General features: G+C 62.9%; 16 protein-coding genes. 9 read left to right on the top strand and 7 right to left on the bottom strand.

Going from position 1 to position 19,425, the window contains the following annotated elements; all coding sequences use genetic code 11:
* Positions 1-449: 449 nt before the first annotated feature.
* On the bottom strand, positions 450-1,589 hold the full coding sequence (locus ABIG06_RS25165; protein WP_424578405.1) for an alpha/beta hydrolase family protein: 1,140 nt from the start codon (positions 1,587-1,589) through the stop codon (positions 450-452).
* On the opposite strand from ABIG06_RS25165, the gene ABIG06_RS25160 reads away from it, so the two are divergent.
* A complete protein-coding gene (locus ABIG06_RS25160) occupies positions 1,533-2,222 on the top strand; it encodes a hypothetical protein (RefSeq protein WP_370138989.1) in 690 nt (229 codons plus the stop codon). The two genes, ABIG06_RS25165 and ABIG06_RS25160, sit on opposite strands and share 57 nt — an antisense overlap.
* 67 nt (positions 2,223-2,289) lie before the next feature.
* Here ABIG06_RS25160 and ABIG06_RS25155 read toward each other — a convergent pair whose 3' ends face one another.
* From ABIG06_RS25155 to ABIG06_RS25140, 4 genes are all read right to left on the bottom strand, one after another.
* A complete protein-coding gene (locus tag ABIG06_RS25155) occupies positions 2,290-4,695 on the bottom strand; it encodes a tetratricopeptide repeat protein (protein WP_424578404.1) in 2,406 nt (801 codons plus the stop codon).
* Positions 4,696-4,733: 38 nt separating this feature from the next.
* Positions 4,734-5,186 (bottom strand): DUF2721 domain-containing protein, encoded by a 453-nt coding sequence (locus ABIG06_RS25150; RefSeq protein ID WP_124161468.1) that lies wholly within the window; start codon positions 5,184-5,186, stop codon positions 4,734-4,736.
* 30 nt (positions 5,187-5,216) lie between these two features.
* On the bottom strand, positions 5,217-5,495 hold the full coding sequence (locus ABIG06_RS25145) for a hypothetical protein (RefSeq protein ID WP_370138987.1): 279 nt from the start codon (positions 5,493-5,495) through the stop codon (positions 5,217-5,219).
* 72 nt (positions 5,496-5,567) lie between these two features.
* Positions 5,568-8,252: an arylsulfatase gene (locus tag ABIG06_RS25140; RefSeq protein ID WP_370138986.1), complete on the bottom strand. Its 2,685-nt coding sequence runs from the start codon at positions 8,250-8,252 to the stop codon at positions 5,568-5,570.
* Positions 8,253-8,633: 381 nt separating this feature from the next.
* Here ABIG06_RS25140 and ABIG06_RS25135 point away from each other — a divergent pair, with 381 nt between their 5' ends.
* The 4 genes from ABIG06_RS25135 (at position 8,634) to ABIG06_RS25120 (ending at position 12,461) form a co-directional block, all read left to right on the top strand.
* Positions 8,634-9,620: a SphA family protein gene (locus ABIG06_RS25135; protein ID WP_370138985.1), complete on the top strand. Its 987-nt coding sequence runs from the start codon at positions 8,634-8,636 to the stop codon at positions 9,618-9,620.
* A 288-nt stretch (positions 9,621-9,908) separates the two neighbouring features.
* The gene (locus ABIG06_RS25130) at positions 9,909-10,352 is read left to right on the top strand and encodes an SRPBCC family protein (RefSeq protein WP_370138984.1); all 444 of its coding nucleotides are present in this window, start codon (positions 9,909-9,911) and stop codon (positions 10,350-10,352) included.
* Between the two features lie 230 nt (positions 10,353-10,582).
* Positions 10,583-11,869, top strand: coding sequence for a serine hydrolase domain-containing protein (locus ABIG06_RS25125; RefSeq protein WP_124161472.1), 1,287 nt, complete (start codon positions 10,583-10,585; stop codon positions 11,867-11,869).
* 142 nt (positions 11,870-12,011) lie between these two features.
* Complete coding sequence (locus tag ABIG06_RS25120; protein WP_124161473.1) at positions 12,012-12,461, top strand: c-type cytochrome; 450 nt, start codon at positions 12,012-12,014, stop codon at positions 12,459-12,461.
* Between the two features lie 41 nt (positions 12,462-12,502).
* On the opposite strand, the gene ABIG06_RS25115 is transcribed toward ABIG06_RS25120, so the two are convergent.
* Both ABIG06_RS25115 and zigA read right to left on the bottom strand, forming a co-directional pair.
* The gene (locus ABIG06_RS25115) at positions 12,503-13,816 is read right to left on the bottom strand and encodes an Hsp70 family protein (RefSeq protein WP_370138983.1); all 1,314 of its coding nucleotides are present in this window, start codon (positions 13,814-13,816) and stop codon (positions 12,503-12,505) included.
* 124 nt (positions 13,817-13,940) lie between these two features.
* Positions 13,941-15,146, bottom strand: a complete 1,206-nt coding sequence (gene zigA / locus ABIG06_RS25110) for a zinc metallochaperone GTPase ZigA (RefSeq protein WP_370138982.1) — start codon at positions 15,144-15,146, stop codon at positions 13,941-13,943.
* Between the two features lie 262 nt (positions 15,147-15,408).
* Between zigA and ABIG06_RS25105 the strand changes: the two genes are divergently transcribed.
* From ABIG06_RS25105 to ABIG06_RS25090, 4 genes are all read left to right on the top strand, one after another.
* Positions 15,409-15,546 (top strand): hypothetical protein, encoded by a 138-nt coding sequence (locus ABIG06_RS25105; RefSeq protein ID WP_194388353.1) that lies wholly within the window; start codon positions 15,409-15,411, stop codon positions 15,544-15,546.
* A gap of 465 nt (positions 15,547-16,011) precedes the next feature.
* Positions 16,012-17,019, top strand: coding sequence for a Bug family tripartite tricarboxylate transporter substrate binding protein (locus ABIG06_RS25100; protein WP_370138981.1), 1,008 nt, complete (start codon positions 16,012-16,014; stop codon positions 17,017-17,019).
* 87 nt (positions 17,020-17,106) lie between these two features.
* Positions 17,107-17,598: a tripartite tricarboxylate transporter TctB family protein gene (locus ABIG06_RS25095; RefSeq protein WP_370138980.1), complete on the top strand. Its 492-nt coding sequence runs from the start codon at positions 17,107-17,109 to the stop codon at positions 17,596-17,598.
* 43 nt (positions 17,599-17,641) lie between these two features.
* On the top strand, positions 17,642-19,141 hold the full coding sequence (locus ABIG06_RS25090; RefSeq protein ID WP_370138979.1) for a tripartite tricarboxylate transporter permease: 1,500 nt from the start codon (positions 17,642-17,644) through the stop codon (positions 19,139-19,141).
* The last annotated feature ends 284 nt before the right edge of the window (positions 19,142-19,425 follow it).

The raw sequence follows: 19,425 nt of genomic DNA, 5'->3' as shown, positions 1-19,425 counted from the left end.
AGCGATTGTCGTCCTGTGGCTGGTGCTCCGCCTCTGTGGCCGCTTGCGGGAGTCTGCATTTCGCCCTGCGTGATCCACGCTCCACATCTTGGATGAAAGTCGCCTTCGCCGGGTCACTGTTGGTCTTGACAGGAACAGAACCACTTTGGCTTCAGAGCGATGTCATCGGGGAGGATTTGTGGCTCATTCCCTACTATTCTCCTTTTGGGCTCTGACCTTCTTTGCTGTCCCTCTCTGCTTTGGGTCGATAGTCGGTGCGCTGGTAGGCATGCGCAAGAATCGACAGCGATTATCAGAGCGGTCATCCTGATAGGCTCCGGGCGGCGAGCCTCAGGTCAGCTTCGGGACACAAGCGGACGCCCCGCGACTAGTGCAACCGATCCGATTACGGTGACAGAGCTGGACTGTCACGGTAGTTCGAGCCTCAGCGATCTCCCGTCGCCAACTGCTCACGGAAATACTTCACGACCGCCGCATTGAACTCGCCGTGAAATCCGGCCCGGTCGAACCCTGCGGGGCGCGTCGGTGCAGATGCGTGGGACGGCCGCCGCCAGCTCCGGCGAGCACGGAGCCAGGAACGCATAATGGCCGGCCGGCACGACATGAACATCGGGCTTGCCCGGCAGGCCGTCGGCGACGCGCGCGTTGCCGGAACCGTCGCCGACGCCAGGACCGCCGAACCGCGACCGCCAGAATTGGAAAGGCACCTTGACGGCGGCGAGGTTCTCCCGCGTCAGGACGGTCGGCGGAGGGTCGACGATCACAGCGGTGCGGATACGCGCATCCGCTATCGGGGCAGGCGGCGTCTCGCCATTGTGAAGCTGTGCGCAGGCGCCGGTCGTCTCCCTGCAGAGGCTGGCGACACGTGCGAAATCCATCTTGGTACCCATCAGCACGAGCCCGGTAGAGCCACCGAGCGAGAAGCCGAAGAAGCCGACCTTGGCGGGATCGATCGCCGCCCTGTCCTTCCAATTGTTCAGCATGAAATCAAGCAACCGAACAATGTCCGCCGGACGCGATCCCCACACAGACAGCGTGTCGCGCCGCGAGGAGTCACCGTATGTGTCGCCGGGGTGATTGATCGCCGCAACGATGAAGCCGGCATCGGCCAGCGCCTCCACTGTGTCATGATGTTGGCCGAACCATCCGCCACGGCCGTGCGAGAAGATCACCAACGGCAGCTTCGTGCCAGGAACGGGACAATCCTTGGAGCCTTGCAAGTTGAAATCGGCCCCGACAGAAAGACGGCCAAGTGCCACATGGGTCGGCTCCGCCGCGCATGGATACCAGATCGCACCCGACAGCGACGGATCGGCGTCGAGCAGCTGAATGCCCGCAGCCTCGGCCGACGGGCCAAGGCAGCAGAGCGCGATAGCGAAAGCCCAAAGCGTGCTGCGCAACGGAAGTTCCCCTGATTTCCCGCAGGAGTTGAACGAGAAAACGGTAGCGGAATTGTGGCTCAGCTCGTCAAGCAGGCACACCTTGCCGCCGCCGTTGGCGTTGAGGCAAAGTGTCCGAAAAGGGAGGTCAGCATGGCACTGCTCGGCAAGGCCGCCGTCGCGATGTGGTGGAGCGTCCGCCCCGAGCATCGCGCGGAGTTCGGCGATTGGCACTCGCACGAGCATTTTCCGGAACGGATGAGCATTCCCGGCTTTCGGCGGGGATCGCGCTGGAGCAGCACGACGGATGCCGAAAGCTTCTTCGTGCTCTACGAGCTCGAGCAATATGAGGTGCTCACGTCGAAGGGATATCTCGACCGGCTCAACGCGCCGACGCCGTGGTCCAGGAAGATGATGCCGCATCATCTCGGCATGGTCCGCAGCCAGTGCCGGATCGTGGCGAGCTTTGGTGGTGGCGTTGCGACTTCGCTTGCCACCATCAGGCTGTCGCCGGACATCGGCCGGGAGGCGGAGTTGCAGGCGCACCTTTCGGACACGTTCGCCGCATTGGCACAGCAGCCGGGACTGACAGGCGCCCACCTCCTGCTCACCGACACGCCTCGCACCAGCGCGCCCACGACCGAGCAACAGATCCGCGGCAAGGACGGTGCCGCCGACTGGATCGTGCTGCTGTCCGGTTATGATTGCGACGTGGTCGAACGCGCGGTTGGCGACCAGCTCTCAACCGGGGTGCTCTGCGCCGCGGGCGCTCAGAATCATCCGACGGTCGGCCGCTACGGGCTGGCGTTCACGATGACGCCGCAGGACATGGCGGCGATTTGAACGATCGAAGCAGGGCCGTCCGGCCTGGCGAAAACCGCCAGCACGTGCGGGCCGCTTCCTGGCTCAGCTATCGCTTGAGCTCTCTGATGAGGTTCGTCAATCGTGGATCGTCAGGCCGAAGGAGCGCCAGTCGCTCTGCATAACCAAGCGCAGCCGCGATGTCTCCCTTCTCCCTGCTGACGTTCAGAGCGGCCGAAAGCAGCTCCGGATTGTTCGGATGTTCGCGCAGGCTCTGGTTCAGCACAGAAAGCGCATCGTCATGCCGACCCATTCCGTTCAGCCCTACAGCATAGACGTAGGCGTACCGTATTTGGCCGGGGTCAAGCGAAGCAGCCCGGTGCAGCTCGTCGAGCGCCTCTTCGCTGCGCTTCAGGCGCACGAGTGTCAGACCAAGCGCGTGGTGGAGAGATGGGTCCTGCGCCGACGCGGAGAGCGCTTCACGCAGGACTTTCTCCCCGTCACTGTCGAGTCCGAGCTGCCGATACAAGTCGGACAGGTTGACGGCGGCCGCCGCAAACGAGGGATCGAGCCTGAGTGCAGCGCGGTATTCGGCCTCCGCCGCGCCAGGATTGGCCTGACGCAGGAAGAAGTTGCCGAGCGCCGTTCGCGAATCCGGCCGATCCGCATTCAGCTTCTGCGCAGCGATGAATTCGGCAGCCGCCCGCGTGAACCTGGCGCGATCGACCGCTGGCTGGCGCGCTGCAGGCAGCACGGCCAGAAGTTCGGCGGCGCGAATGCGCACACCACGCACGGCATCGTCCAGTCGCGGCGAGGCGAGCGGCCAGAGCTGATCGGCGGGCACTCCTTCGAGCCGATCGAGCGCGCCGAGCCTCACAAGCGGATCCGGATCGGAAAGCCCATGCCGGACCAGATCAAGAATTGGTTCGGGAAGCTCCGCCAGCGCGCTGGCGCGGACGATACCGGGAACGCCGGCCGATTCGGCGATTGCGGCGAGCTGCGCTTGCGCGTCGGCAGCTCCGCTCCAGGCAGCATGAAACGCACGCACATAGGTCTGGTGGCCGCGCCGCTCCGCCCCGAACCAGCCCTTGATCTGATCCGCGGCCCAGGCCGCCGGCTTGTCGCGATGGCAGTCGTTGCACGCATTCGGTGCGCCCGTCTGCACCGAGAGGTCAGGGCGCGGAATGCGGAAGCCGTGGTCGTGGCGGCGATCGACGACCATGTAGCGTCGCTCGGGCATGTGGCAGGACGGGCAACCCAGCGGCGGCGAGACATTGGCGTGGTGCCGGTGCGCCGCGGATTCATATTTGGCGGGCGCATGGCACTGCGAACAAACCCCGTCTGCGGGCGCCTTCAACGTTGCGCTGTGCGGGTCGTGGCAATCGCTGCAGGTCACGCCCTTGGCGAACATCCTGCTCTGCTTGAACGGCGCGTAATTGTAGGTCTCCTCGTCGTCGCGCATCTGGCCGTCGGCATGAAAGCGCTGGCGGTCGAGCAGCGATACGCGGTGGGTGTCGGAGAGCGGTTGGCCCGGTGTCCAATCTTCCGAAAGCTGCCCGCGGCGCGCGTGGCAGCGCCCGCAGGTTTCGACCTCCTTGCGCAGGGCCGGCGCCGGCGCGCTGCGTGCCGGCGTCAATGTGCCGGCGGAGGCGGACCATGTGATGCCGGTGCGCTCGTCGAAGCGGACCAGCAGGCCGTTATCGGCCTCGCGCGCCGCCGGCTTGCCGTGCGCCCAGGCGACGTGGCGCGAGCCCGCACCGTGGCAGGCCTCGCAACCGACGCCGATCTCCGAAAAGGTGGTGGCGAACCTGTCCTTGTCGGCATTGTAGCCCTTGTGCACGTTGGTCGAGTGGCACTCCGCACACATGAAATTCCAGTTCTGATTCAGCTTGGTCCAGTGCAGGGAATCGCTGCTGGTGATGGCGCTCTCCGGGTAGAGATGGAACCAGCGCTGACCGCCCTGCTCTTTCGGCCGCGTGTCCCAGGCGATGGATAGAGCCTGGACGCGGCCGTCCGGGAATTCGATCAGATATTGCTGCAGCGGATCGATGCCGAAGGCGTATTTCACCTCGAAGGTCGCGGGCTTGCCGTCGGACCCATCGGTCTCGACCAGGAACTTGCCCTCCCTACGGAAGAAGCGCGACCGGGTGCCGGCATAGTCAAAAGTCGCATTGTTGAAATCGCCGCGCACGGATTGCGCGGTCGCATGATCCATGGCGTCGCGGTGTTGCGACATCTGCCAGAGCTTCGTCTCTGCCGGATGACAGCCGGCACAGGATTCGCTCCCGACGAAGGCCAATTCGGCAGGGGCTGACGTCTGGACGGGAGCCTTCGATAGTTCAAACCACTGCAGTCCGACGGCAATGGCGGCGACGACTGCGCTCGCGCCGACGATCCAGCGCCTCGTGGCGCTGTGAGAGACCTGCAGCGGCTGCGGCGCGTACTGCACCGGTTCAGGCGCCGGCGCCTTGCGGAGCTGGTGTTCCCTGCGGTTCTTTCGCGAGCCACGTGCCACGTCTGCTTATCGCTCCAGCCGTTCACCGCCCACTCGGCCTACACGTGAAGGTCGTTGTCATGAAGCGCAATCCTGGTTTCGCGCGCCAGATCGACGAGTGCGGCGCTGAACATCAGCATGGCCGCCATGAACAGGATCGCCACGCCGTATTCGTGTGCGATCTGTAGGAGCGCGCTGACGAATGCAACGAAGATGATGAGAGCCGTAAGGATTGCTGCGACGACGGAGCAGAACAGCGATCGGTTCAGAAGCCGCGCCCTTTCCCGAAGCCGCGGCAGATCGGCTTTCAGGAAGTCTCTTGCAGAATCGCCTGCGGGAATGCCGTTGATGAACTGCGAGCGGTCGATCACCCGGTTAACCCGAGAGATCACGACCGAGATAAACGCAGCGACCGCGCCTAGCAGGAATGCCGGAGCTGCGACATTGGCAATGATACGGCCAAGCTCGTCGATCGAAGGTGTGATTGGGATCAGATCGGTTACGCTTTGCATGTCACCGCCGTTCGATGCTGGCGCGCCTCGTCACGGCAGTGGTTCGACCTTGGCGGCCATGTCCGGCGCACGGCTCACCCGATAGCTCGCATTGCTGCATCGGAGCACCCAGACTGCATGATCGGCCCTTGAGCGCGCGGTGTCCTTCGTCGCGCCAAGCGCCTTGTCACACGTAAAACCCTGCGTACGGATCTGTGCGGCGAGCATGTCCTGCACCGTCTCCGCCGCGCCCTGCGCCGCAGCGCGGCCGACAGTCAGGGCGCCGATCAGTGCAAGCGCTGAAAGGAAGATCCAACGACCGTTGGTCATGAGCTTCTCCGATTGCGCATCGTGCATTTGGCCGACGGGAAGCCGATTGGCGGCTTCCCGTCGGTCGCCGAACTATCGGCGAACACATTCCTGAACGAACTTGACCCGGTCCACCATACCAAGTCCCTTTGCCTCGGCGTCCTTGCGGCAACCCTCGCGCTTGTCGATCCGCAACTGGATCTTCTCGACCAGATTGAGACCGATATTGCTGGAGACCTGGGGTTCCGCCGAGGCCATTCTTCCGGCCTCCACAGACGGGCCGTCACCCGCCGCACGCGCGGCTTCCTCCATCCGCTTGATATCATCCGGACTCAGCTTGGGTCGGTCGATGTCCAGGGTGATCCTGTTGATCTTCCCGGTGAAGGCAAACGGGGCCTGGTAGTCGTTGTCGTCGACCGGTGTGCCGGTATCCGAACCGATGTCCAGCGCCTCGTCCCATTGCAGGATGAAGGGAAGCGTGTGCTCCATCTTCTCGGTCGCCACCACATTGCCGTCGACCTTCAGCGTGCCGGTGCCGCCCTTTCCGATGCCGCTGTAGTCGCCAAACAGCATGGTCGCTGCGCCGAGACCGTCATACCTGAAGGCAAACTCGATGACGTGCTTGCCGGGCGTAAGCTCCGTCCCCTCCCAGCGCACGCGCTTGAGGTCAACGAGGTTCCAGGTAAAGACGGGCTTGTTCTTGAGGACATAGAACCCATACCCGCCGAAACGACCGCCCTGGGTGATCAGCGTGCCCTCGGCACCGCCCTGAGGTATGTCGACGTCCGCCTTGAAGACGTAGGACGCATTGAGCAGGCTCGGCGCATCGCCGTTTGGCGTGCCGGTGAGCGGTCGTGTCCAGACGAAGCTTGTCCGGCCGGCGCTGAGGCTCGGGCGCGGCGTGATGACGCGCGTTACCACGGACGAGTCCAGTGGGAGCACCTGATACTTTTCCGCCTCCTTCCAGAACAATGCCTGCAGCTCCTTCAGCTTGTCAGGATATTTGGCGGCGACGTCCTCGGCCTGCGTCCAGTCGTTGTTCAGGTCGTAAAGCTCCCAGGGGTAATCGGCCGGGCTTGGCAGCTTGACGCCTCCAGTCACCCACGGAGGCCGCAACACCTTGGTCGAGGCGATCCAGCCGTCACTGTAGATCGCGCGATCGGCAAACATCTCGAAATACTGCGTCTTGTGGGTTGACGGCGCGTTCGCGTTGTTGGCGTCGAACGTGTACATCATGCTGACACCTTCGATCGGGCTCTGCTTGATACCGTCGACGATGTCCGGTTGCTTGATCTTCGCGGCCTCGAGAATGGTCGGCACGACGTCGATGACGTGGTGGAACTGGCTGCGGATGCCGCCCTTGTCCTTGATCACCGCCGGCCAGGAGATCGCCATACCCTGGCGCGTGCCGCCGAAATGGGAAACGATCTGCTTGGTCCAGGAGAACGGCGTATCGAAGGCCCAGGCCCAACCGATCGACATGTGGTTGTAGGTACGGTCGGTGCCCCAGACGTCGTAGAAGTACTTGAGCTGGTCCTCGACCGACGGATTGATCTGGTTGAACATCGCCACTTCGTTGGGCGTGCCATTCGGCTGCCCTTCGGCGCTGGTGCCGTTGTCGCCCTCGATATAGATGATCAACGTATTATCGAGCTTACCGACGTCAGCGACCGACTGGATCACGCGACCGATCTCATCGTCAGCATAGGCGGCAAACGCGGCAAACACCTCGGCCTGTCGGATGAAGAGCTTCTTCTCGTCCGCCGAAAGCTGGTCCCATTCCTTGATCAGGTCCTTCGGCCAGGGCGTCAGCTTCGCGTTCTGCGGGATGACGCCGAGCCGCTTCTGGTTCTCGAAGATGGTCTCGCGCAGCTTGTTCCAGCCCTGGTCGAACAGGTGCATGTCGCTGATCTTCTTCACCCACTCCTTGGTCGGATGATGCGGCGCATGCGTCGCGCCGGGCGCGAACTTGATGAAGAACGGCGTATCGAGCGACAGCGCGTTCATGCGGTTCAAATAGTCGATGGCATCATCCGCCATCGCCGTCACCAGATTCCAGCCGGGATTTCCCTGGTACGGGTAGATTGCCGTGGTGTTGCGAACGAGATTGCCGGGCTCCCACTGATTGGTGTCGCCACCCATGAAGCCGTAGAAATATTGAAAGCCCATGCCGGTCGGCCACTGGTCGAACGGGCCGGCCTGGCTCGCCTGGTACTCCGGCGTGTTGTGGTTCTTGCCGAACCAGGCGGTGTGATAGCCGTTGTCGGTCAGGATGCGGCCGATCGTTGCCTTGTCCTTTGTCATGATGCTGTCGTAACCGGGGTAACCGGTCGCCTGCTCGGCGATCACGCCATAGCCGACCGAGTGATGATTGCGTCCGGTGATCAGCGCCGCGCGCGTCGGCGAGCACAGCGCCGTTGAATGGAAATTGGTGTAGCGCAATCCGCTTTGCGCGATGCGGTCGAGCGCAGGCGTTGGAATGACGCCGCCGAATGTGCTCGGCACGCCGTAGCCGGCATCATCGGTGATGATCAGCAGCACGTTCGGTGCGCCCTTGGGCGGGACCACGCGCGAGGGCCAGAAAGGTGTCGAATTACGCGCATCGCGCTCGATCTTGCCGCCGAACTGCTGCGGCGGGGGTGGCAGCTGATTGCCCGGAATGGTGATGGTCGCGGCGGGCGAGCCGGGAGGCGGTGCGGCTTGTTGTGCGAATGCTGGCGCCGAAAAAGCAAGGGTCAGTGAAAAGGCGACGAGATGAAAGGATCGGGCAGTGCTCATTGCAATTCCTCCCCGTGAAACGAGGCGCCATCATTTTCCGACAACCAGAAAAAAGACTTGATATGGATCAACAGATCAAGATGACGGCTCAGAAGCGGAGATGTGGGAGAGGAGCGCCGTTTTTCCGTAAACTCCCGGAGCCTCATCTCCATGCGTCGGTATCATGGCGCGGTAGTGTTGTTCTCTTGCTACACCTGACTGCCAAAAATTCCCGGCGGATCGGCAACCATGGCAAGCCTGGCCGGCTGCGTCATATGATCGGCAGCATATCAGGCGCTCCCACTGAGCGACGCTCGTGGTTTGGGAGGGGTCACCATGCGATTGACGAAAGCGTTTGCCGCTCTTGCATTTGCAGCCTTTGCATCGATACCGACGACAGCCTTGGCCGACGAAAGCGGCATCAGCTTCTGGATTCCCGGCATGTTCGGCAGCCTTGCTGCCACACCTCAGCAACCGGGCTGGACGACGGCTGCGATCTACTATCATACTTCAGTGTCCGCCGGCGGCGACGTGGCGCGTGCACGCGAAATCCAGATCGGCCGCATCCCCGCAAACCTGACGGCCACGTTGAATGCGAACCTCAACGCGAGTGTGGATCTGGCCCTGTTGAACGCGACCTACGTCTTTGCAACACCGGTGCTGGGCGGACAGGCCTCGGCCACTCTGATGGGAATCTACGGTGCGAACACGACCACGCTCAACGGATTGGTGACGGGTACGCTCGCAACGCCGCTGGGCTCCATTCCCTTCTCGCGCTCCGATTCCATCAGCGATTCCGTGACCGGCTTTGGCGACCTGATCCCGCAATTCGCGCTGCGCTGGAATGCCGGTGTCCACAACTACATGACCTACATCACTGGTGACATCCCGGTCGGAGCCTACCAGTCGTCCCGGCTCGCCAACATCGGGCTCGGGCATGGCGCGATCGACGCGGGCGGCGGCTACACCTATTTCAATCCGCAGGCCGGACATGAACTGTCCGGCGTGCTTGGCTTCACCTATAATTTCAAGAACACCGACACGCAGTACCAAAGCGGTGTCGACATGCACTTCGACTGGGGCGCCTCCCAGTTCCTGAGCAAGCAGGTGCAGGTGGGGCTCGTCGGGTATTTCTACCAGCAACTCGGGTGCGACAGCGGCTCCGGCGATCGCGTCGGCTGTTTCCGCTCGAGGGTGGGCGGGGTCGGCCCACAGATCGGATTCATCTTCCCGCTCGGCGACATGCAGGGTTACCTCAACTTGAAGGGTTACAAGGAATTTGCTGCCGAACACCGCCCCGAGGGCTGGAATGCATGGGTGACGTTCGTGATTTCGCCGGCAGCACCGCCGCCTGCAGTGACGCCGACGAAGCACGTCACCACAAAATGACGGGCGTTCACGACGGTGTCCGGGGTGGCGGCTGTCCAGAGCGGAATGAGTTCGGAATGGATCGCATCGCGCTTTAGGTCGTTGCCGAGCAGGATCTTTTCGGAAGCTCGCCACGCAACTTTCCGGATCGTGCTCGGGCGCGACCACAGCAGCTGTCGGCGCTCCCAACAAAAAGGCGAAAAAATTTGAGAGTGCCTGTCGGATCGGCAGCTTCCCGGTCGTCCTCGTGACATGAATGGGCCATAGACGCCAACGTCGCGCCCATCAACGCAAGAGGATGAACGAAACATGCCCAATACCGTCCGCCTGCACCGCGTCCTGGCCACCAAGCCGGAGAAAGTCTATCGCGCCTTCCTCGAGGCCGATGCGATGGCGAAATGGCTTCCACCGAACGGGTTCACCTGCACCGTGCATCATTTCGAGCCCAAGGTCGGGGGCACCTTCAAGATGTCGTTCCGGAATTTCACCACGGGCAACAGCCATTCCTTTGGCGGCGAATATGTCGAGCTCGTGCCCGGCGAACGCATCCGCTATACTGACAAATTCGACGATCCCAATCTGCCCGGCCTGATCGAGGTGACCGTGATCCTGAAGAAGGTTTCGGTCGGAACCGAAATCGACATCACGCAGTCGGGCATCCCGGATGTCATCCCGCCGGAGGCCTGCTATCTCGGCTGGCAGGAATCGCTGCGGAATCTGGCCAAACTGGTCGAGCCCGAGATCAATCAATAGGCTGGACGCAGTGGCGCGCCCCTCAGGACGCAGCTCGAGTGTGCGGCTGCCGCTTCAACGGCAGCTGTGCCGCTTGGCCTTAAGGAGACCGCCATCGGGTGCGTGCGAAACGGTATCCGACGGCGGCGCGGCAGGTGCCCCCCGCCTGCGTGCAGGCGCTCCCTGCAAATTGATGCCCCTTGTGCCGGTTGAGCGGACGGCTACACTCGGGAGGAATCGGGAGGGGGTTGATGAAACCATTCCAGGCGTTGCGGATGATTGCCTGTGGCGCGCTGCTCGTTGCGGCCGCAGCAGCTTCGGCCCGGGCCGAAGGGACTTTTGAAATTCCCGCGGGAGCACATTTCAACAAGGACAAGCTGGCAAAACTCGACGAGTTCTTCCGCAACGAAGTGGCGACGGGGAAAATTCCCGGAGCGATCCTGCTCATCCAACAGCACGGCAAGCCGGTCTATCACCAATCCTTCGGCGTGCAGGACGTGGAGTCGAAGGCTCCGATCACCGACCATACCATCTTCCGCCTGTTCTCGATGACCAAGGCCATCACCAGCGTGGTTGCAGTGCAGATGATCGATGAGGGCAAGTTCTCCCTCGACGATCCGATCGCAAAATACATTCCGTCGTTCGCAAATGTGAAGGTCGGCGTCGAGAAGACGGCCAGCGACGGTACCAAGACGCTCGAACTGGTACCGCCGAACCGGCCGCCGACGGTGCTCGACCTGATGCGCCAGACCTCCGGCGTCACCTACGGCTTCTACGGCGACAGCCTGGTCCGCAAGGCCTACAAGGCTGCCGACCTCTATGCCGGTGATTTCGACCTCGCCGAGTTCGCCGAGCGGATCGCAAGACTGCCGCTGCACAATCAACCCGGCGCGCTCTGGCAGTATGGCCATTCCACCGACATCCTGGCGCGGATCATGGAAATCGCGTCCGGGAAATCCCTGATCGAGGTCGAGCGGGAAAAGCTGCTCGATCCGCTCGGCATGAAGGATACCGGCTTCTTCGTCGGCGATCCCGAAAAGCAGAAGCTGCTCGCCAAGCCGATGCCGAACGACAGCGATTTCCGGGTGGGACGCGAGAACGACCCGACCAAGCCGAAGAAGATGATGTACGCCAGCGGCGGCATGGTCTCGACGATGGCGGACTATGCCCGCTTCGCTCAGATGCTGCTCAATGGCGGCACGTACGAGGGCAAGACCATTCTCAGCCCCAAGGCGTTCAAGCTGCTGACGACGGATCAGGTCGGGCCCGGGTCGGGCGTCGAGCGGGACTTCTTCTACTTTCCGGGTGACGGCTTCGGCTTTGGGCTCGGCCTTGCCGTACGCACCGATCCGGGCAACGCCAAACCGCCGCCGCCGGGCAATCTGGGCGAACTGAAATGGGACGGCGCCAGCGGCTGCTATTTCGTGATCGACCCCAAGCAGGACATGTTCTTCGTCTTGCTCGAGCAGACTCCCTCGGAGCGCCAGCGCATCCAAAGGACCGTCAAGCAGCTGATTTATGAGGCCATGGAGAACTGACGACGTCACGGCGGGGAGCGAGCGACTGCGCAGGGCCATGTGCGCGCTTCAGTTCTGGCTGTGCGGTCTTGATGTGCGTCAAACTGTCTGAAGGGCAAAACGGCTAGGAGCAGGAGTCTTCCCTGCCGGCCTCGGAGGCGAGATGATGAGATCTGCTATCGGATGGTTGATCATTGCCGGTCTTGCCGCTGGTTTCGCCGCTGCCGCCAAGGCCGAAGAAGTCGACATCGGCAAGGCGGAGTTTCTGTCGTCATGCGCGAGTTGTCATGGCGCCGACGCAAAGGGCAAAGGACCGGTCAGCGGCCAGCTCAAGACACCGCCTTCCGACCTGACCGTGTTGGCGAAGAACAATAACGGGGTGTTTCCCACCAACGCCGTTTACGAAACCATCTATGGGTCGAAATCAGTCCCGGCTCACGGCACGCGTGAAATGCCGGTCTGGGGCGAACGGTTCAACCCCATCGTCAGCCTGCCTCACGCTGTCGATCCCACTTATTGGCAAAAGGCCGGGCCGCAGCAAAACCCTGAGGTCGTCGTGCGGACCCGCATTCTCGCCGTGATCGATTACCTGAACCGAATTCAGCAGAAATAGCGATCGACCAGCGTCGCCGCAGGGAGGCTGCTCGCCGCCTGCTATCCGACCTGACTTGCCGCCCAGCGATCCGGGTCGGGACTATGTCCGATCAGCGCCAGCCCGTAGGCGATCGACTCGAACTGGTCGCCTGACATCAGCCGTTCGTTGCCGAACCGCTCGGCGAACAGTTTCCGGACGGCCGGCACAAAGGACGTGCCGCCGGTCAAGAACACCTTCTCGATCTCGTGCGCGGTGATGCCGGCCTCGCCCAGCACCTTGTCGACGGTCGCCCCCAGCCGGGCGATATCGTCGGCGATCCAGGCTTCGAAGTTCTTCCGTGTGATGGCCGCGCCGATGTCGACGCCGCCGCCCCTGAAGCGGAAGTCCACCTCGTCCTGTGCCGACAGCGCGACCTTGGCGTCGGACACGGCGCGGTAGAGCGAAAAGCCGAGGTCGAGATCGACGATGGTGATGAAATCCTCGAGCAGATCCGGCTTCAACGCAGTGCGCGCGAGCTCGCGAAGCTCGCGCAGATCGCCGTTGCTCTTCATCATCGCGAGTTGATGCCAGCGCGCGAGGTTGGTGTAGTGGCCGCTCGGCACCGGCAGCACCTTGTCGAACGAGCGAAAGCTGGAGCCTTTGCCGAGCCGCGGCGAGACGACGTGGTCGACGATGCGATAGTCGAAGGTGTCGCCGGCAATGCCGATGCCGGCATGGCCGAGCGGCTCGGCGCGAAGGCTGCCGCCCGCGCGCGAGAAGCGCATCACGGAGAAATCGCTGGTGCCGCCGCCGAAATCGGCGACCAGCACGGTGGCATCCCGCTCCAGCCGGCGCGCGAAGGAGAACGCCGCGCCCACGGGCTCGTAGACATAGCGCGCGTGACCGGCGCCGAGCCGCTCGAACGCGGCCCGGTAGCGCTGCATCGCCAACGCCTCGTCGGGATTGCCGCCGGCGAAGCGCACCGGGCGACCGACCGTGATATTCGCCGCCTCGAAGCCGAACTTCCCACCGCCATGGCGCGCCAGCGTCCGCAGGAACGCCGCCAGAATATCCTCGAACTTGTAGCGCTGCCGGAACACCTGCGTGGTGTTGAAGCTGCTGCTCGCCGCAAACGTCTTGAACGATTGAAGGAAGCGGTAGACGTGGCGCCCTTCGAGGAATTGCTCGATCGCCCACGGGCCGCCTTCGGCCTGGGCGCCGGCGCCCGGCCGGTCCTCCCAGAAGCACAGGGCCGACACGTAGACGCTGTGGCGCTGTCCGCCATGATCGAAGCGGATGGCCTCGACCCGGCGGTCGTCCGCCGCAAGCGCGACGACCGTGTTGCTGGTCCCAAAATCGATGCCGATCGAGACGGCGGGCGAGGCGCTCGACATGAACCACTCTGACAGATGATTGGAAGGGGGGGCAGAGCACTAACGGCTTTGCCGCCCCCTTGCAAGACCTGGTCCGAGATGATCGAGCCCGGACCTCACGCCGAGTGTCCGGTATGCACGTCGATCAGTTGGACTGATCGCCTCGACGCCAGGCCGGAAACGGATCGGCGAGCGCGGACCATGCGACGATGTCCATGGTGGACGTTTCAGGGACAAGGCATGCATCCAGCCTGCGGCGGAGTTCGGCTTCGTCCATGCCGGTGCCGATGAACACGATCTCCTGGCGACGATCGCCATACACCTTGTCCCAGTACTGGCCGAGCCGCTTGCGCCAGCCCACATCATTCGGCCACCGCTCCTTTGGAACGCTCGCCCACCAGAACCCCAGCGCTTCGGTCCGCACGATCGCTCCCGCCTGGCTGATCTCGCCGAGCCATTGCGGCCGCGTCGCCAGCCAGAAATGCCCCTTCGCCCGGATCACGCCCGGCCAGGCCCCCTTGACGAACTGGTCGAACTTCGACGGATCGAACGGCCGGCGGGCGCGATAGACGAAGTTCTTCACGCCATATTCCTGCGTTTCAGGCACGTGGTCGGCGAAGCCGTAGAGCTCCTTGTACCAGAGCGGATGCTGCTGGGCCTTCTCGAAGTCGAAACGGCCGGTGTTGAGCACGCGGTCGAAGGGCACGCGGCTGTGATTGGCCTCGATGATGTCGGCTTCGGGATTCAACGAGCGGATGATCTGCCGTGCCGCCTCGCGCTGTTGCGGCGAGGCATCGTCCACCTTGTTGAGGACGATCACGTCGGCGAACTCGATCTGCTCGACGAGGAGATCGACCAGCGTCCGCTTGTCGCCGTCCAGCGCCTCGCCGCGCTCGCCGAGGAACTCGGTCGAGGAATAGTCCTTGAGCAGGTTGGCGGCGTCGACCACCGTCACCATCGTGTCCAGCCGGGCGATGTCGGAGAGGCTTTCGCCCTCCTCCGAGCGGAAATCGAACGTCGCTGCGACCGGGAGCGGCTCCGAAATGCCTGTCGATTCGATCAGCAGATAATCGAAGCGCCCGCTTTCGGCGAGCGCACGTACCTCCCTCAGGAGATCGTCGCGCAGGGTGCAGCAGATGCAGCCATTGGTCATCTCCACCAGTTTCTCATCAGTCCGCGAGAGGTTGGCACCACCATCGCGGACCAAATCCGCATCGATGTTCACCTCGCTCATGTCGTTCACGATCACCGCCACTTTCAGGCCGTGCCGGTTGTTCAGGACGTGGTTCAGCAAAGTGGTCTTTCCAGCCCCGAGGAAGCCGGACAAGACGGTGACGGGGAGTTTGCGCATGGAGATCGAACAGCCTTTTGAGCGGGATAGATCGAGAACGGCGAGACACGGCATCTCACTATGTTATGTTATAACATAACATTCTTTCTTCGGCGTGAACGTGTCAAGATGCCCTGCTCACCCGGGGCTCGCCGGGACATACCGCAATGCGAAGAATTAATGCTGCTATGCAAACAAGAGCATGGACGCTGGCATCTGGTATACATAAACTGCCTTTCGACATGAGGCAGCAAGACTGACTGTCTCCAGAAAGGGATTTCCGATGTCCAAGACCGCTTCCGTCGCTCTCGCCCCCTCCGCCTCGCTGTTCGCCCGCCTGATGGCCGCGATCGACAGCTTCCTGATGGCGAGCGCCGAGATTTCCAATCACAACGGCGACCTGCCGCGTTTCGGCCTGTAAGGAAGGCCTTGTCCTCCCGCCTAACGGCGGAGCTGACAGGACCACGCCGACACCAGGTTCGGTCAAATGGCCCCGCACGTTCGGGGCCATTTTCTTTTGCCTCCTTGCCTGAGCTTGCGACCTCAACTGCGACGATTCGTCCGCCGGACTGATTGCCGATCCGATTGTTTGTTCGCTGGCATCGCGCATACCATTGGACAAGCAGGAACGATTGCACAACCCAAGGTGTAGAGCGAAAAAAAACATAACGCAGTACGGGAACAGCTGAGGGCACACGCACGGCGAACCTGGCGGAACCTTAGCCGAAAGGAGCGGATGCCGCGCGCGGCCCCTCCTCATACAGTTTCTATCGGGATTGCCAGGGGAGATCGACCGCAAGGGTGACACCAGGCATCTGAATCGAGATGGGCTGACGCAAGTCGACAAAGAGCGGCTGCGTTGAGGGTTCGACAGGGAGAGAAACAAATGAAGCCATCCGTTCTGAGTGTCGCTTTGGCGGCAATCGCGATGTCGTGCGCGAGCAGCACCGCAAGCCGGGCAGCCTGGGAGCCGGTCCGTCCGGTCGAGTTCATCGTGCCCGCGGGCACCGGCGGCGGCGCCGATCAGATGGCACGCACCATTCAGGGCATCGTCACCAAGCACAACCTGATGAAGCAGCCGCTGGTCGTCATCAACAAGGCGGGCGGCGCGGGCGGTGAAGGCTTCCTCGATGTGAAGACGTCGTCGGGCAATCCGCACAAGATCATCATCACGCTGTCGAACCTGTTCACGACGCCGCTGGCCACCGGCATTCCGTTCAACTGGAAGGATTTGACGCCGGTGGCGATGCTGGCGCTCGACGAATTCGTGCTCTGGGTGAATGCCGAGAAGCCGTACAACTCGGTCAAGGATTACGTCGACGCCGCGAAGAAGGCACCAAGTGGCTCGTTCAAGATGGGCGGCACCGGCTCCAAGCAGGAAGACCAGATCATCACGGTCGGCATCGAGAAGGCGGTCGACGCGAAGTTCACCTACATCCCCTACAAGGGCGGCGGCGAAGTCGCCGTCCAGCTCGTCGGCAATCACGTCGATTCCACCGTCAACAATCCGATCGAGGCGGTCGCGCAATGGCGCGGCGGCAAGCTCCGTCCGCTCTGCGTGTTCGATGCTCAGCCGATGGCCTATGACGAGCCGATCGCCGACGGCAAGGCCTGGAAGGATATTCCGACCTGCAAGTCGCAGGGCCTCGCGATGGAATATCTCATGCTGCGCGGAATCTTCATGTCCCCCAAGGCCACGAAGGACCAGGTCGAATACTATGTCGAGCTGTTCAAGAAGGTCCGCGCCACGCCGGAATGGCAGGAGTTCATGAAGAGCGGCGCCTTCAACACGACCTTCATGACTGGCGCCGACTACGCCAAATGGGTCGAGGCGGAGGAGAAGCGCCACCAAGACTTGATGAAGGAAGCCGGCTTCCTCGCATCGGCGAATTGAGCCGCGACATCGATGACGGCTGAGGATGCTGCTCGTCCTCACGCCCGCCGCGACCGCGAAAGAACCGCGTTTCCGCCCGGAGGTCCCATGACTGAACGATCTGAACGTGGCCCGGCACACAAGACGCTGGAAATCGGCATGGCGCTGCTGATCGGCGTGTTCGGCCTGGTCGTGATCTTCGGGAGCCTGAAGGCCGGCATCAACTGGGGCGCGGAGGGCCCCCGTGCCGGGTTCTTCCCCTTCTATATCGGCGCCGCCATCGTCGTGGCGAGCGCCATCAACCTCTGGCATGCGCAGCGCGACGATGACGGCCGGCTGTTCGCACAATGGGGACAGCTGCGCCAGGTCATGAGCGTCGTCGTGCCGACCGCGATCTATGTCGGCTCGATGCCGTTCATCGGCCTCTACGTCGGCTCGATGGTCTTCATCGCCTGGTTCATGCGCTGGCTCGGCGGCTATCGCTGGCTGACGACCGTCGCGGTCTCCGTCGGCATGCCGGTCCTGACCTATCTCGTTTTCGAGCGCTGGTTCCTGGTCCCGCTTCCCAAGGGCCCGCTCGAGGAATGGCTCGGCCTGTAAAGGCCGCGTCGACATTTCCGCCACTGCTGCAGGACGTATCGATATGGAAGAGTTGGCCAATCTGTTTCACGGCTTCGCCGTCGCCCTGCAGCCCTACAACATCATGCTGATGATCATCGGCATCACGCTCGGGGTCATCATCGGCGTGCTGCCGGGGCTGGGGGGTGCCAACGGAGTCGCGATCCTGCTTCCCCTGACCTTCAGCATGCCGCCGACATCGGCGATCATCATGCTGTCCTGCATCTATTGGGGCGCGTTGTTCGGCGGCGCCATCACCTCGATCCTGTTCAACATCCCCGGCGAGCCCTGGTCCGTGGCGACCACCTTTGACGGCTATCCGATGGCGCAACAGGGCAAGCCCGGCGAGGCACTCACCGCCGCCTTCACCTCCTCCTTCGTGGGCGCGCTGTTCGCCGTCATCATGATCACGCTCGTCGCCCCCCTCGTCGCGGGCTTCGCGCTGCGATTTGGTCCGGCGGAGAAGTTCGCGGTGTACTTCCTCGCTTTCTGCAGCTTCGTCGGCCTGAGCAAGGAACCGCCGTTCAAGACCATCGCGGCGATGATGATGGGCTTTGCGCTCGCCGCGGTCGGCCTGGATTCGATCACCGGACAGTTGCGGCTGACCTTCGGCGTCACGGAGCTGCTCAACGGATTCGACTTCCTGATCGCCGTGATCGGCCTGTTCGGCATCGGCGAGATCCTGCTGACGATGGAAGAAGGGCTCGCGTTCCGCGGCGGCAATGCGAAGATCAACCTGCGGGTCGTGCTTCACACCTGGCGCGAGCTGCCCACCTATTGGATGACCTCGCTCCGCTCCTGCCTGATCGGCTGCTGGATGGGCGTCACGCCCGCGGGCGCAACGCCGGCATCCTTCATGAGCTACGGCATCGCCAAGCGCCTGGCGCGACGCGGCAACAATTTCGGCAAGGGCGAGATCGAAGGCGTGATCGCGCCGGAGACGGCCGCGCATGCCGCGGGCACCGCCGCGCTGCTGCCGATGCTCTCCCTCGGCGTGCCGGGCTCGCCCACCGCCGCCGTCCTGCTCGGCGGATTGTTGATCTGGGGCCTGCAGCCCGGCCCGATGCTGTTCGTCGAGCAGAAGGAGTTCGTCTGGGGCCTGATCGCGTCGATGTATCTCGGCAACCTCGCCGGCCTCATCGTCGTGCTCACCTGCGTGCCGATCTTCGCCGCGATCCTTCGCGTACCCTTCGGCATCATCGCCCCGCTCATCCTGGTGCTCTGCGCGATCGGCGCCTATTCGGTGCACAACAGCACCTTCGACGTGATGCTGATGCTGGTGTTCGGCGTGCTCGGCTATCTCCTGAAGAAGTGCAACTACCCGCTCGCGCCGCTGGTGCTCGCCATCGTGCTTGGCGATAAGGCCGAGGAAGCCTTCCGCCAATCGCTGCTGGGATCACAGGGATCGCTCGGGGTGTTCTTCTCCAACGGCCTCGTCAGCACGATCATGGCGCTCGGTCTGGTCGCTTTGTTCTGGTCCGCGATCCAGGAAGGCTATAGCCGGCTGCGCACGTCGATGGCGTGAGGCGCGACCTGCGCGATCAGCGCCGCCCACGCCAAATTGCCGCAGGCCGGACTTCTGGAATATAGAATTCCAGGGATTGCGCGGTCACCGACCGACCGCGCCCTCGGCGCACGCGACCAGCGCTGGCGGGGAAAATCCCCAAGACGCGCGGGCTTTTCAACAGCGGTCTTGCGGCGTCGCGACGACGGCAAAACAGTCGTTGAATCAATCATTTGATCAGGATCGGCCGCCATTTGCGCCGGCACGCCGGCAGCGATTGAGGCTTTACAATCCCGTTTTGATTG

The organism is Bradyrhizobium sp. USDA 326, assembly GCF_049739485.1.
Classification (GTDB): Bacteria; Pseudomonadota; Alphaproteobacteria; order Rhizobiales; family Xanthobacteraceae; genus Bradyrhizobium.
This window is presented reverse-complemented; position numbering and strand designations above follow the sequence as displayed.

Bases quoted from the DNA above. Each gene is read 5' to 3' on its own strand.
- ABIG06_RS25160 (WP_370138989.1), top strand. From the start codon at position 1,533: ATGGCACTGCTCGGCAAGGCCGCCGTCGCGATGTGGTGGAGCGTCCGC.
- ABIG06_RS25165 (WP_424578405.1), bottom strand. From the start codon at position 1,589: ATGCTCGGGGCGGACGCTCCACCACATCGCGACGGCGGCCTTGCCGAG.
- ABIG06_RS25150 (WP_124161468.1), bottom strand. From the start codon at position 5,186: ATGCAAAGCGTAACCGATCTGATCCCAATCACACCTTCGATCGACGAG.
- ABIG06_RS25145 (WP_370138987.1), bottom strand. From the start codon at position 5,495: ATGACCAACGGTCGTTGGATCTTCCTTTCAGCGCTTGCACTGATCGGC.
- ABIG06_RS25140 (WP_370138986.1), bottom strand. From the start codon at position 8,252: ATGAGCACTGCCCGATCCTTTCATCTCGTCGCCTTTTCACTGACCCTT.
- ABIG06_RS25130 (WP_370138984.1), top strand. From the start codon at position 9,909: ATGCCCAATACCGTCCGCCTGCACCGCGTCCTGGCCACCAAGCCGGAG.
- ABIG06_RS25125 (WP_124161472.1), top strand. From the start codon at position 10,583: ATGAAACCATTCCAGGCGTTGCGGATGATTGCCTGTGGCGCGCTGCTC.
- ABIG06_RS25120 (WP_124161473.1), top strand. From the start codon at position 12,012: ATGATGAGATCTGCTATCGGATGGTTGATCATTGCCGGTCTTGCCGCT.
- ABIG06_RS25115 (WP_370138983.1), bottom strand. From the start codon at position 13,816: ATGTCGAGCGCCTCGCCCGCCGTCTCGATCGGCATCGATTTTGGGACC.
- zigA (WP_370138982.1), bottom strand. From the start codon at position 15,146: ATGCGCAAACTCCCCGTCACCGTCTTGTCCGGCTTCCTCGGGGCTGGA.
- ABIG06_RS25105 (WP_194388353.1), top strand. From the start codon at position 15,409: ATGTCCAAGACCGCTTCCGTCGCTCTCGCCCCCTCCGCCTCGCTGTTC.
- ABIG06_RS25100 (WP_370138981.1), top strand. From the start codon at position 16,012: ATGAAGCCATCCGTTCTGAGTGTCGCTTTGGCGGCAATCGCGATGTCG.
- ABIG06_RS25095 (WP_370138980.1), top strand. From the start codon at position 17,107: ATGACTGAACGATCTGAACGTGGCCCGGCACACAAGACGCTGGAAATC.
- ABIG06_RS25090 (WP_370138979.1), top strand. From the start codon at position 17,642: ATGGAAGAGTTGGCCAATCTGTTTCACGGCTTCGCCGTCGCCCTGCAG.